The following is a 14,135-nucleotide window of genomic DNA, read 5'->3' as shown; positions in this document are numbered from 1 at the left end:
ATTGACCTTGTTGTCGACGCCCCTCCAGGCACTCGCACAACACCACGGACCGTCGGGCGCATGGTGCGCCGCTCGGCCGGACTCAACCGGCACAGTAACGCTACCGACCTTTGAGCAAATATCCCTATCCGATTCCGAGCCGCGAAGAAATCCTCGGTGTACTGCGCACCGCCGATTCCGCGCTGTCCGCCAACGATATCGCCGAATCTCTGGCGATCAAAAAGCAAGAACGCGAAGGCTTCTTCAAACGCCTCGCCGCCATGGAACGCGATGACCAAATTCGTCTCGATCGCCGTGGCTACTATCAACTGACACACCCCTCGAATTTCATCGCCGGCCGTGTCATCGGCCACCGCGATGGCTACGGCTTCGCCGTGCGCGACGACGATGGCGATGACCTCTATCTCCCGAACGAGGAGATGAAGAAGGTCATGCACAACGATCGCGTCCTCCTGCGCGTCGCCGGCTATGACCGCCGCGGTCGCCCCGAGGGCCATATCGTCGAAGTCGTCTCCCGTGCCAATACCCACGTCATCGGCCGCCTCCTCAACGAAAACGGTGTGATGGTCGTCGCCCCCGAAGATAAACGCATCGGGCACGACATCCTCATCCCACCCCGCTCGCAAGGGAAAGCCAAAGTCGGTCAAGTGGTCTCGGTCGAACTCACCGACTACCCCAGCCGCTACAGCCAGCCCATCGGCCGCGTCTCGGAAGTCCTCGGCGATATCGACGACCCCGGCATGGAAATCGAAATCGCCGTGCGTAAGTACGGCGTGCCCCACCAGTTTTCCCCCGAAGCCCTCGCCGCCGCCGGTGCACTTCCCGACGAAGTCCGCGCCCCCGACCTGCGCCATCGCGTCGACCTGCGCGATGTCCCTCTCGTCACGATCGACGGCGAAGACGCCCGCGATTTCGACGACGCGGTCTACTGCGAACCCGTCAAGATCGGCCGCGCCAATGGCTTCCGCCTCATCGTCGCCATCGCCGACGTCTCGCACTACGTCACCTCCGGTGGCCCGCTCGACGCCGACGCCCTCACGCGCAGTACCTCGGTCTACTTCCCGCGCCGCGTCATCCCGATGCTGCCCGAGAAACTCTCGAACGGCCTGTGCTCGCTGAACCCCGATGTCGACCGCTGTGTCCTCGTCTGCGATGCGATCGTCACACCGTCAGGCGACGTGAAGGCCTACCAGTTCTACCCAGCCGTGATCCACTCGGCCGCGCGACTCACGTACACGGAAGTCGCCGCCGTCCTCGGCAACACGAAAGGCCCCGAAGCCCAACGCCGCGCCGCACTGCTGCCACACCTGCAAAATCTCTACGAGCTGTACAAGGTGCTCGCCAAAGCGCGCAAGTCGCGCGGCGCCATCGAGTTCGATTCGACCGAGACCTACATCGTCTGCAACGCGCAAGGCAAGATCGAACAGATCCTGCCGCGTACCCGCAACGACGCGCACCGCCTGATCGAAGAATGCATGCTGACAGCCAACGTCTGCGCCGCCGACTTCCTCAAGCGCCATAAGCAACCCGGCCTCTATCGCATCCACGCAGGCCCGAAGGGCGAAAAGCTGCTGGTGCTGCGCACGTTCCTCAAAACGCTCGGCCTCACGCTCGGCGGCGGCGATGAACCCGCAACGTCGGATTACTCGGAGCTGATGACGCAAATCGAATCGCGTCCCGACGCCCCGATGCTCCAGACGATGCTGCTGCGCTCGATGCAACAAGCGGTCTATAGCCCCGATAACATCGGCCACTTCGGCCTCGCGTATCCGGCTTATACCCACTTCACGAGCCCAATTCGCCGCTACCCGGACTTGCTCACGCACCGCGCGATCAAGGCAGTGCTCGCCGGTCGGAAGTACGAGCCCGAGATTCCGTCTGGCGTGGACATGACCACCGGCGTCTCGCCGCACGCCCGCAAGCTGCAAAAGGAAGACGAGGCCGCGAAGAACAAGAAGTCGCCCTCGGCCAAGAAGCGCGATGCCGTCTGGGAAGAACTCGGCTTGCATTGCTCGGCCAACGAGCGCCGCGCCGACGAAGCCTCGCGCGACGTGGAAGCCTGGCTCAAGTGCTACTTCATGCGCGACAAGCTCGGCGAGGAATACGGCGGCACGGTCAGCGCTGTGACGTCGTTCGGCATCTTCGTGCAACTCGACGACCTCTTCATCGAAGGCCTCGTGCACGTGACGGAACTGGGCAGCGATTACTTCCAGTTCGATGAAGTGCGCCACGAGTTGCGCGGCGAACGCACCGGTATTCGCTATCGCCTGACCGATCGCGTGCGTGTGCAAGTCAGCCGTGTCGACCTCGATGCGCGCAAGATCGACTTCCGTTTGGTGCGCGAACCGAATGCCCGCAGCCTCGCGAAAACCTCGGGCCGTACGGAACGCGGTGGCGCCCCCGTGCCAGCACCGGCAGCCGGTGCCCCCGGCGTTGCCGGCACGGCAGGGGCGGGCGCAGGGCCGTCGATTCGCCAACTGCCCAAGGGCGGTGCGCTGCTCAACGGCGTGCAACCGGCACCGGCAGGCAAACACCCCGCCAAGCCGAAGACGGCAAAGGTGAAGGCGGCACGCGCGGAACGCGGCGCGACACCACCCGTCAAGCGCTCCGGCGGCAAGACGGCCTCGTCCAAGCGCACCGGCGGCCCGGCGAAGAAACCGCGCCGTTAATCGTCGCAAATCGTGATTGGGCGTGGGTAGGTGTGGTTAAGCGTCGCTAGTCGCGGTTAGGTGTGCTCAAGCACACGGTTTTCTGGTGCAATGCGCACCGGAAAGCCGGGGCGAGGCAAGGTTTGCAGTAAGATGTGCGCCTCGTGCCGACTGCCGGTCTACGCAAGGCAACGCTGAAGACCGCGTAGGGCTGCGGCGGCGGACACCTGATGAGGGTGCCGCCGCCGTCGTACTTTGTACGGGGCTTGCCTCGGCACACGCTATTTTGAGGATGTGAAATGAGTCAATTGAAAATGCTGTTCGGCTTCCACGCCGTGACCGCCCGCCTGCGCCACGATGCGAGCAGCATCGAAGAAATTTATTACGACCCGACCCGCCGCGATCGCCGTATGACGGACTTCCTGAAAGCCGTCGAATCGGCCAAGGGCGTGCCCGGCGTGAAGATCAAAGTCGTGCAGGCCGACGGCAAACGCCTCGACGGCATGGCCGGCTCGTCCCGCCACCAAGGTGTGGTCGCCCGCGCACAGGAAGTCTCGCTCGCCCTGAACCTCGACGAACTGCTCGACGGTATCTCCGGCGATCCGCTGCTGCTGGTGCTCGACGGCGTCACCGACCCGCATAACCTCGGCGCGTGCTTGCGCGTGGCCGACGGTGCCGGTGCACACGCGGTGATCGCGCCGAAGGACCGCGCTGTCGGTTTGAACGCGACGGTCGCCAAGGTGGCCAGCGGTGCCGCCGAGACGGTGCCGTACATCATGGTGACGAACCTGTCGCGCACGCTGCGCGAGCTCAAGGAGCGCGGCATCTGGGTGGTCGGCACGTCCGACGATGCACCGGCCGATATCTACGGCACGAAGCTCACCGGCCCGATGGCCATCGTGATGGGCGCGGAAGGCGAGGGTATGCGTCGCCTCGTGGGCGAAAACTGCGACATGCTGATGAGCATTCCGATGGCGGGCGGCTGCGAAAGCCTGAACGTCTCGGTGGCCAGCGCCGTTTGCCTCTACGAAGCCGTGCGCCAACGTAAGGTTGCCGTCAAAGCGAAGTAAGTCTCGCCGCCACGTTTCGCGTGGCAGCCAAAGCAAAAAGCCGGCATCGCAGCCGGCTTTTTGCTTTTCATCCGATTCGACGTTCGCTTAGATGGCTTGGTTCGACTCGGTGGTTTTGGTCGCCTCAGTCGCTTATCGCGCCGCTTCGATCAGCGCTTCAAGCTTGACGGCATCGGCTGCGAACGCGCGGATGCCTTCCGCGAGTTTCTCGGTCGCCATGGCATCGTCGTTGAGTTGGAAGCGGAACGACGGCTCGTCCGTCTTCACGCGCTCCACCGTCGCGGCGCGTGCCTCTTTGACGTCGAGCTTGCGCGGGGCTTCGCCTTCGGTCGTGTGCAGTTGTTCGAGCAGGGCCGGGCTGATGGTGAGCAGATCGCATCCCGCCAGTGCCAGGATTTGGCCGGTCGAGCGGAAGCTCGCACCCATGACTTCCGTGTCGTAGCCGAAGTGCTTGTAGTAGCGATAGATCGCGGCCACGGATTGCACGCCCGGATCGTTATCGCCAGCATTCGCGGCTTCATCCCACTTGGCCCCGGCGCTCTTCTTGTACCAGTCGTAAATCCGTCCGACGAACGGCGAAATCAGTTGCGCGCCAGCTTCAGCACAGGCGGCGGCCTGTACGAGCGAGAACAGCAGCGTCATGTTGCAGCGAATGTTGTCGCGCTGAAGAATTTCCGCCGCACGAATACCTTCCCACGTCGACGCGATCTTGATGAGTACGCGATTGCGCTCGATGCCTTCGGCTTCGTACATCGCGATGATCTTGCGGGCGCGGGCGACGGTGCCCGCCGTGTCGAACGAGAGACGCGCATCGACTTCGGTGGAGACACGTCCCGGCACGATGTCGAGAATTTCGCGGCCGAAGGCAATCAACAGGCGGTCGATGATTTCGTCGGTGGTTTCGGCGCGATGCTCGCCGACCACGCGGGTGAGAATCGGTTTGTAGGCGTCTTTCTGGACGGCGCCGAGAATCAGTGACGGATTGGTGGTCGCGTCCTGCGGCTTGTAGGCATCCATGGCCTGGAAGTCGCCGGTGTCGGCAACGACGATGGTGCTGCGCTTGAGCTGGTCGAGCTGATTCATGGTAGCGGGCCTTACGAGTAATGCACTGCGTGACATGATGCCGCCCCGCGTGGCAGGCGGTCGGCGCGGGACGGCTGGCGTGCTGCGCGACGAAAAACGACGCGGCACGCCCGACTCCGGTAAACTTCCGACTTTACCAAACTTTGCCGGAATTCCCCATGACCCAAGACGAACTCAAACGCTTGGTCGGCCAGGCAGCTGCCGACTATGTGAACCAACACGTGCCCGAGGGCAGCGTGATCGGCGTGGGCACCGGGTCCACGGCCAATTGCTTTATCGATGCGCTCGCCGCCCACAAGGGCCGCTATCGCGGCGCGGTGTCCAGTTCCGAAGCCAGCACGGAGCGTCTGCGCAAGCATGGCATCGAAGTGTTCGACCTGAACCAGATCGACAGCCTGCCCGTGTATGTCGACGGTGCTGACGAAATCAACGCCTTGGGTCACATGATCAAGGGTGGCGGCGGTGCGCTGACGCGCGAGAAGATCGTCGCCTCGGTCGCCAAGGAATTCGTTTGCGTCGTCGATGCCTCGAAGCTCGTCGCTGTGCTTGGCGTGTTCCCGCTGCCGGTCGAAGTCATCCCAATGGCGCAAGCGAGTGTCGCACGTGCCCTCACCGCGATGGGCGGCAAGCCGCAAGCGCGTGTGCGTGCCGATGGAAGCCCTTATGTCACCGACAACGGTTGCGCAATTCTCGACGTACACGGTTTGCAAATCCTCGATCCGGTGGCGTTCGAAACACAGATCAACCAACTGCCGGGCGTGGTGACGGTGGGCTTGTTTGCGCAGCGCGGTGCAGACCTTACGCTGATGGGCACGCCCGAGGGCGTCGAAACCATCGATTACAAGTAACTCACTCGCCCTGGAGGGCAGGATGGCTCAATCGCGTCGTCTTCCCGAAACCTGGTTCCGCCGTGGGTTGTGGCTGATCGCCGTGTTGTTCGCGGCTTTTCTGATTGGCCTTGGCGGTCTTGTCGTCGACAAGTTGCCGGGCGTGGCCCCGGCCCCAACGCTCGATTCGTTCATCGACCCGGCGCAGGCCGCGCGTGCGGACGCCGCCATCAAGCAGGCGCAATCGCAGGCCGAGGACATCCAGAGTCAGTTGGAGACGGCGCGTCTGCAACTGAAGGCGCGCAGCACGGCGTATCGCAACGCACGCGAGTCGTTTAACGACTGGGTGGCAACGCGCACGGCGACGGCGCAGGCAAGTCAGGATGCCGAGCTTGTCACGCGCACGCGGGCGCTCGACACGCTGAAGTCAGCCGAGCGCGACGCACAGACGCAGGTCGATACGCTCGAAAACAAGCAACTCGAAGCATCGAGGTCGGTCGAGTCGGCACGCACAGCGCGCTTCGCGCTCAACGCCGCGGCGAGTGAACAGTTGGCGGCGGTGCAGCGATCGCAGGACTTGAAGGTCTTCGGCATTCGCTTAGCGATCACGTTGCCGTTGCTGGCGATTGGTGGATGGTTGTTCGTGCGTCAGCGTAAGAGCACGTGGTGGCCGTTCGTGTGGGGCTTCATCTTCTTCGCGCTGTTCGCGTTCTTCGTCGAGTTGGTGCCGTATCTGCCGGATTATGGTGGTTATGTGCGTTACTTGGTGGGGATCGTACTGACGGTGTTGGTGGGTCGTTACGCGATAGTGTCGTTGCAACGGTATTTGGCGCGTCAGAAGGCGGAGGAGCAGTTACCGGATCAGGAGCGCAGGAAGGCGTTGTCGTACGATTTGGCGCAGGCGCGGATATCGAAGGCGGTGTGTCCGGGGTGTGAGCGTCCGGTGAAGTTGGATGATCCGGAGCGCGACTTCTGCATGCACTGTGGCATTTGCCTTTTCGATCACTGTGGCATGTGTAAGACGAGAAAGAATGCATTCGCGCATTACTGTCACCACTGTGGGACGCCGGCGAAGAATGCGATGACGGAAGGCGGCCCGGCCCCGGCGTAAAGCAAAGACGCGAAGCAAAAAAAGAAAAAGGCACACGATGAAAGAAATCGTGTGCCTTTTTCGCATGAGCGCGTGAACCGTGGGGATCAACGGGCAGATGCGGGGACGGACCGGGGCGCCTTTTTGGTGCGAGTTGGGTCTATGTCTGAGCCCCGAAAAGGGGCCCCGGTCCGTTCCGGGGGGAGGTTTCAGTGAGAGGCGGAAGATTACTCCGAAGGCGGCGGCACATAGCCTTGAGCCACGTCAGCGCCTTCACCGAAGAAGTACTTCTCGGTTTGCTTCACGAGATATTGGCGCGCACGTGGGTCGGCCATGTTCAGGCGGTTTTCGTTGATGAGCATGGTTTGTTGCTTAAGCCAACCGGCCCAGGCTTCTTTCGAGACGCTTTCCCAGAGGCGTTTGCCCAGTTCGCCGGGCATCGGCGGGAAATCGAGACCTTCGGCTTCCTTGCCGAGTTTGACGCATTGGATCATGCGAGCCATGGGGAACTCCTTCGTAGTCTTGGGTATGGCGTGAAAAGAACGGCCACGCGAGAGCGTAATGAAATCGAGACGCAGCGTGTCGTGGCCGATATCCGGATATGGGGGCAGGGCGTGTGAGACTCAAGATGTCGATGCCATATCGATCTCAAGTCACGCGCCCGATCCCCGGTGTCGTTACAGTTTCTTGATCAGCACCAGCGAGCGGCGCTGCCAGTTATAGAGTCGGCGGCGGTCGGCGGGCAGATCGTCGACGCCTGCTTTGACGAAGCCGCGTTTGAGGAACCAGTGTTCCGTGCGCGTCGTGAGCACGAACAGGCGTTCCAGTCCGCGAGCACGGGCGCGTTGCTCGATATGCTTGAGCAGTCGCTCGCCATCGCCGGAGCCTTGTGCCTCGGGGTCCACCGTGAGGCAGGCCATCTCGCCGATGCGCTCGCTCGGATAGGGGTAGAGCGCGGCGCAGCCGAACAGGCGTCCATCGTGCTCGATGACCGAGAAGTGATCGATATCGCGTTCGAGTTGGTGGCGACCGCGGCGCACCAGCGTGCCGTCCGATTCGAGCGGTTCGATGAGCTGCAAGATCCCGCCGACGTCGTCAACCGTCGCTTCACGCAGGCTTTCCAGATTCTCGTAAGAGATCATGGTGCCCACGCCATCGTGCGAGAACAGTTCGAGCAGCATGCTGCCGTCGAGTGCGAACGGCACGATGTGCGCGCGGCCTACGCCCGCGCGGCAGGCGCGCGTCGCGTACTTCAGATAGAAGGCCGAGTCGCGGTCGATCGCGCCTTGCGACTGCATGCGCTGCGCGTCTTCGAGCGTCAGTTCGCGCTGCAACTCGTTGTATTCGTTGAGAATGCCCGGCGTCTCGGTGATGAAAATCAGCTTGTCCGCCCGCAATGCGATCGCAGCCGACGACGCCACATCTTCCATCGTCAGATTGAACGACTGCCCCGTCGGCGAGAAGCCGAGCGGCGAGAGCAGCACAATCTTCCCGTTGGCCAGCGACAGGCGAATCGATTCGGCATCCACCTTGCGCACCACGCCGGTGTGCTGGAAATCCACCCCGTCGACGATACCCACCGGGCGTGCCGTCACAAAATTACCCGACACCACGCTGATGCGCGCATTGCCCATCGGCGTATTCGGCAGCCCTTGGCTGATCGACGCTTCGATATCCAGACGCAGTTCACCGGCCGCTTCCTTGACCGCTTCGAGCGCGGCCGCGTCGGTAATGCGCAATTGCTGGGCAAAGTGCGATTCGATATGTCGCAGGCGCATCTGCTCTTCGACCTGCGGTCGCGAGCCGTGCACCAGCACGATATGCATGCCCATGGCACACAAGAGCGCGACGTCCTGAATCAGGGTGTCGAGCCCGCCGGCCGCGACCAGTTCGCCACCAAAGGCGACCACAAAGGTCTTGTCGCGAAACGCGTGAATATAGGGGGCGACCGATCGCAGCCAGTCCACAAACTGGGCTTGGTGGGCGGTCTCTTCGTCTTGTAGGGCGGGATCGGGTTCGGTCAGCATGGGTGTACGTGCGCAAACATGCGCAGATTATATAATGCGCGCCCATGGCAAGTGATGAACGAAATCGACAATCTGAGCCCCCGAAGCCGACAGTGACGGCTGCGGGACCTAAACGCGTACGCGAGAATGCCGGCGAGCGCCGCATGACGGCCGCCCAGCGGGCCGAGCGTGATGCTAAACGTGAGGCCGAACGGCTGGCCGCCAAGCAGGCCGCCGCCAACCGTGTCCCCGAGATTCAATTCCCCGAGGCGCTGCCCGTATCCGGGCGCCGCGAAGAGATCGCCCGCGCGATTGCGGGCCATCAGGTCGTCATCGTCAGTGGCGAAACCGGCTCGGGCAAGACCACCCAACTGCCCAAGATCTGTCTCGCGCTCGGTCGCGGGCTGGGCGCTGGCGGCACCGGCCTGATTGGCCACACGCAGCCGCGCCGTATCGCGGCCTCGGCCACCGCACGCCGAATCGCCGACGAACTGAACACGCCGCTGGGCGAAATCGTCGGCTTCAAAGTGCGCTTCAATGACACGCTCTCGAACGGCGCGTCGGTCAAATTGATGACCGACGGTATTCTGCTGGCCGAGACGCAGACCGACCCGTTGTTGCGTGCGTACGACACCATCATCATCGACGAGGCACACGAGCGCAGTCTGAACATCGACTTCCTGCTCGGCTACCTCAAGCAACTGCTGCCGCGCCGCCCCGACCTGAAGGTGATCATCACGTCGGCCACGATCGACGCCGACCGCTTCGCCCGTCACTTTGGCACGACGGACGGCGACGAAGTGCGCCCCGCGCCGGTGATCGAAGTGAGCGGCCGTCTGTATCCGGTGGAAGTGCGCTACCGCCCGATTCAGGACGACGCGCGCATCGCCAATGCAGAAGGCCGTGAGGGTAGCCGTGCCAGTGCCCGCGACCGGGATCGCGATTTGATGGATGGCATCGTCGATGCCGTCGACGAACTCTGCCGCGAAGGCTCGGGCGACGTGCTCGTGTTCCTGCCCGGCGAGCGCGAGATTCGCGAGGCGGCCGAGGCGCTGCGCAAGCACCACCCGCCGCACACCGAAATTCTGCCGCTCTTCGCACGGCTCTCGGCGACCGATCAGGAGCGCGTGTTCAAGGCGTCGAACGCCCGGCGGATCGTGCTGGCCACCAACGTGGCAGAAACGTCGCTCACGGTGCCGGGCATTCGCTACGTGGTCGATGCCGGTACCGCGCGCGTGAAACGCTACTCGTACCGCAACAAAGTCGAACAGCTTCAGATCGAATCGATCTCGCAGGCGGCCGCCAATCAGCGCGCCGGACGTTGCGGCCGTGTGGCCGATGGCATATGCATCCGCTTGTACGACGAAGCGGACTTCCAATCGCGTGCACGCTTTACCGATCCGGAAATTCTGCGCTCGTCGCTGGCGGCGGTGATTCTGCGCATGCAATCGCTGCGTCTGGCCAAGGTCGAAGAATTTCCGTTCATCGAGCCGCCGCCGGGCCGTGCCATTGCCGACGGCTACCAGTTGCTCAACGAACTGGGCGCGGTCGACGACACCAATCAACTCACGCCGCTCGGGCGTGAACTGGCACGTCTGCCGCTCGACCCGCGCGTCGGCCGCATGATTCTTGCCGCCCGCGATCAACAATCGCTGCGCGAAGTGCTCATCATCGCGGCCGGTCTGGCCGTGCAAGACCCGCGCGACCGGCCGATCGAGGCACAAGACGCCGCCGACAACGCCCATCGAAAATTCGCCGACGAGAAGTCTGAATTCCTCTCGTGGATCAAGATCTGGCGCTGGTTCGAAGAAGCGATTGCGCACAAGAAGTCGAACAAGTTGCTCGCGCAAGCGTGCCGCGAGAATTTCCTCTCGCAGTTGCGACTGCGCGAATGGCGCGACGTGCACAGCCAGTTGCTCACCGTGGTGCGTGAGCAAGGCTGGCGCATCAACGAGTCGGAAGCGACTTACGAGCAAGTGCACCTCGCGCTGCTCGCGGGGCTGCTCGGCAACATCGGCTGCAAGGCCGACGACGATCCGCATTTCCTCGGCGCCCACGGTATCAAGTTCCATATTTGGCCGGGGTCGTCGCTGGTGAAGAAGGCGGGCCGCTGGGTGATGGCCGGTGAACTCGTCGAGACCAGCCGCCTGTACGCGCGCTGCATTGCGCGCATCGAGCCGGAGTGGATCGAGCGCGTCGGTAAGCATCTGGTGAAGACGTCGCTGTCCGACGCGCACTGGGAGAAGAAGGCCGCTCAGGTCACCGCGTTCGAGCGCGGCACGCTGTACGGCCTGACGATTTACGCACGCCGCCGCATGAATTTCGGCCCACGCGATCCGCGTCGCGCCCGTGAGATTTTCCTGCGCAGCGCGCTCGTCGAAGGCGAATGGGAAACCAAGCTGCCGTTCTACGCGCACAACCGCAAGCTGATCGCCGACATCGAGCAACTCGAACACAAGTCACGTCGGCAAGACGTGCTGGTCGACGACGAGCTGATTTACGCGTTCTACGACGCCCACGTGCCGGAAGGGCTCTACGACGGCATCAGCTTCGAGCATTGGTATCGCGAGACGGTGAAAGGCACGCCGAAGCTGCTGTATCTGGTGCGCGACGACCTGATGCGTCACGAAGCGGCGGGCGTCACCACCGACTTGTTCCCGAAGAAAACGACCATTGCCGGTATCGAGATGGCGTTGACGTACCACTTCGAGCCGGGTTCGCCGCGTGACGGTGTGACGCTTGCCGTGCCGCTCTACGCGCTCAATCAGGTCGATGCGCGCCGTTGCGAATGGCTCGTGCCGGGCATGCTCAAGGAAAAGACCCACCTGATGATGAAGTCGCTGCCGCAGAAGTTGCGGCGTCACTTCGTGCCGTTGCCGGAATATGCCGCCGGTTTTGTCGATCGCGCGACGTTCGGGCAGGGCGCTTTGCTCGACGCCGTGATGGCCGATGCGCGCGAGCAGACTGGCGTCATGCTCAAGCCCAGCGATTTCAAGCTGGAGATGTTGCCCGCGCACTTGACGATGAACTTCAAGATCATCGACGAGCACGGGCGGCAACTCGGCATGGGCCGCAACCTCGCCCAGTTGCGCGCGGAACTGGGACAGCAGGCGCAACGCACGTTCCAAGAGCTCGCGGCGAAGAGCGGCGCAACGCCGACGGGGGTGGTGGCCGACGGCGGGCAGGGCGCCGGACGTCAGTCGGCAGGGCAAGCTGGCAAGGGCGACATTTCGGGCGCGGCGGTTGGCGCGAAGGGCGCCGCCAACGCGAAACGCTCGGGTGTGCAACCGAGTGCAGGCGGCGTTGCCGTGGAGCCGGGCCGTTACGACAACCTCACGACGTGGAGCTTCGGCGAATTGCCGGAGATGCTCGAAATCCGCCGTGGCGGCCAGACACTGTTCGGCTACCCGGCATTGGTCGATCGCGGCGATCACTGCGATCTGGAAGTCTTCGACGACCCCGACGAGGCGCAGCGTCAGCACCGTGCCGGCTTGCGGCGCCTGTTCGCCATTCAGTTGCGCGAGCAGGTGAAGTATCTCGAGAAGAACATCCCGGGCCTGCAACAGATGGCGATGCAGTACATGAATCTGGGCACGCAGGAGGAGTTGCGCGACCAGATCGTCGACCTCGCATTGGAGCGTGCCTGTCTGCAAATGCCGTGGCCGAGCGATAACGCATCGTTTGTCGCGCGTAAGGACGAGGGGCGCGGCCGCCTCACGTTGCTCGCGCAGGAGATCGCGCGACTGGCAGGGCAGATTCTTGCCGAATATGCGGCCTTGCAGAAGAAGCTCGCGCAGGCGAAACCGTTTGCGCAGCCGTACGCCGACCTCACGGCGCAGTTGCAGCGGCTGGTCGGCAAGCGGTTCCTGATCGATACGCCGTACGCGCAACTGGCGCACTTCCCCCGCTATTTGAAGGCGATGGCGGCGCGCATCGATAAGCTCAAAGCCGATCCGACGCGCGATGCCCGTGCGATGAGCGAACTGGGGCCGCTGCTGCAAAACTGGCAACGGGCGACGTCGCAACGCCGCGACCACGGTGACGCACGACTCGACGAGTTCCGCTGGCTGCTCGAAGAGCTGCGTGTGTCGCTCTTCGCGCAGGAGTTGCGCACGCCCATGCCCGTGTCGGTCAAGCGGCTGCATAAGGTCTGGGAGGCGTTGCAGCGATAAAGTGGGTCGAACACGCATCGCGCCGGTTTGCGCTACATCAGAAACCGGCGCGATAGCGTTTCGCCAGATCAAAAAAGCACCGCCGAGGCGCGCCCGTGGGCGATTTCCCAGCCTACAATAGCGAAACTTTTTCGCGACACCGCCGCAGTCTTGCGCTGACCTCGCTGTGACCCGCTGTAACCCGCTGTGACTTTTTCCCCGAGAGATTTCGCAATGCGTAAATTCCTGATCGCCGCCAGTTTGGCTGCTTCCTTCGGCTTGACGGCGCTGGCCGCACCGACTGCCGTGGCTGCCCCGGCGGCGCCCGCCGCTGCACCCGGCGGCGTCGTGGTGGTGCTCAATTCCGGCGACGCCAGTGTCAGCCTGATCGACAAGGCCAGCCAGACGGTCATCCAGACGTTCCCGGTCGGTAAAGAGCCGCATCACTTGATGGCCACCCCCGACAATCAGTCGCTGATCGTGGCGAATTCGGTGGGCAACAACCTCGTGTTCCTCGATCCGAAAACCGGCCAGATTCAACGCAAGATCGAGAACATCGAAGATCCGTATCAAATCGGCTTTTCGCCGGACAAGAAGTGGTTCGTTGCTAACGGTCTGCGTCTGGATCGCGTCGACGTCTACAAATTCGACGGCAAGAATCTGAGCGTGGCCTCGCGCATTCCGCTCAAGAAGATGCCGAGCCACCTCGTGTTCACGCAAGACAGCAAGATCGTGTTTATCTCGCTGCAAGAGTCGAACGAAGTGGCCGCGATCGATCTGGCCACCCAGAAAGTGCTCTGGAAGATGAAGGTCGGCGACAGCCCGGCCGGTGTGTGGCTCACGCCCGGCGATAAGTATCTGTTGGTCGGGATGACGGGCGCCGATTACGCCGCCGTGGTCGACTGGCGCAACCAGAAGGTCGTGAAGACGATTCCGACGGGCAAGGGCGCGCACAACTTCCGCTCGCTCGCCGACGGCAAACACGTGCTGATTTCGAACCGTGTCTCGAGCACGATCAGCATCATCGATCAGGATGCGCTCACCAATGTGGGCAACATCACCGGTCTGCTGCCGGGGCCTGACGATATGGAACTCTCGGCCGATCGCAAGACGCTGTGGGTGACGTTCCGCTGGGCGCGCAAGGTCGGCATTATCGATCTGGCGTCGCGCAAGCTGATCAACACGATTCCGGTCGGCCGTTCGCCACACGGGATCTATTTCTACGACCGCGCGCCGGTGCTGTAACATCGGGGCATTGCC

9 protein-coding genes are annotated in these 14,135 nt (G+C 63.0%); 6 read left to right on the top strand and 3 right to left on the bottom strand.

The annotated features are described in order from the left end of the window. Positions 1-110 precede the first annotated feature (110 nt). Both rnr and rlmB read left to right on the top strand, forming a co-directional pair. On the top strand, positions 111-2,669 hold the full coding sequence (gene rnr, locus ACPWR9_RS13350; protein WP_426298323.1) for a ribonuclease R: 2,559 nt from the start codon (positions 111-113) through the stop codon (positions 2,667-2,669). A gap of 278 nt (positions 2,670-2,947) precedes the next feature. Beyond that, entirely contained in the window at positions 2,948-3,718 is a 771-nt protein-coding gene (gene rlmB / locus ACPWR9_RS13345; protein ID WP_426298320.1) for a 23S rRNA (guanosine(2251)-2'-O)-methyltransferase RlmB, read from the top strand. A 132-nt stretch (positions 3,719-3,850) separates the two neighbouring features. Here rlmB and tal read toward each other — a convergent pair whose 3' ends face one another. Beyond that, positions 3,851-4,801, bottom strand: coding sequence for a transaldolase (gene tal, locus ACPWR9_RS13340; RefSeq protein WP_426298318.1), 951 nt, complete (start codon positions 4,799-4,801; stop codon positions 3,851-3,853). Between the two features lie 158 nt (positions 4,802-4,959). On the opposite strand from tal, the gene rpiA reads away from it, so the two are divergent. Further along, a complete protein-coding gene (gene rpiA, locus ACPWR9_RS13335; protein ID WP_426298316.1) occupies positions 4,960-5,649 on the top strand; it encodes a ribose-5-phosphate isomerase RpiA in 690 nt (229 codons plus the stop codon). A gap of 22 nt (positions 5,650-5,671) precedes the next feature. Then, a complete protein-coding gene (locus tag ACPWR9_RS13330; protein ID WP_426298314.1) occupies positions 5,672-6,739 on the top strand; it encodes a serine endopeptidase in 1,068 nt (355 codons plus the stop codon). Positions 6,740-6,945: 206 nt separating this feature from the next. On the opposite strand, the gene ACPWR9_RS13325 is transcribed toward ACPWR9_RS13330, so the two are convergent. Together ACPWR9_RS13325 and argA are read right to left on the bottom strand one after the other, a co-directional pair. After that, a complete protein-coding gene (locus ACPWR9_RS13325) occupies positions 6,946-7,221 on the bottom strand; it encodes an oxidative damage protection protein (protein WP_150678533.1) in 276 nt (91 codons plus the stop codon). A 174-nt stretch (positions 7,222-7,395) separates the two neighbouring features. After that, on the bottom strand, positions 7,396-8,745 hold the full coding sequence (argA, locus tag ACPWR9_RS13320) for an amino-acid N-acetyltransferase (protein WP_426298312.1): 1,350 nt from the start codon (positions 8,743-8,745) through the stop codon (positions 7,396-7,398). Positions 8,746-8,789: 44 nt separating this feature from the next. Here argA and hrpA point away from each other — a divergent pair, with 44 nt between their 5' ends. After that, positions 8,790-12,896: an ATP-dependent RNA helicase HrpA gene (hrpA, locus tag ACPWR9_RS13315; RefSeq protein ID WP_426298310.1), complete on the top strand. Its 4,107-nt coding sequence runs from the start codon at positions 8,790-8,792 to the stop codon at positions 12,894-12,896. Between the two features lie 213 nt (positions 12,897-13,109). Further along, positions 13,110-14,120: a beta-propeller fold lactonase family protein gene (locus tag ACPWR9_RS13310; RefSeq protein WP_426298308.1), complete on the top strand. Its 1,011-nt coding sequence runs from the start codon at positions 13,110-13,112 to the stop codon at positions 14,118-14,120. Positions 14,121-14,135 lie beyond the last annotated feature (15 nt).

This window comes from Pandoraea pneumonica (assembly GCF_049918595.1).
Classification (GTDB): Bacteria; Pseudomonadota; Gammaproteobacteria; order Burkholderiales; family Burkholderiaceae; genus Pandoraea; species Pandoraea pneumonica_A.
This window is presented reverse-complemented; position numbering and strand designations above follow the sequence as displayed.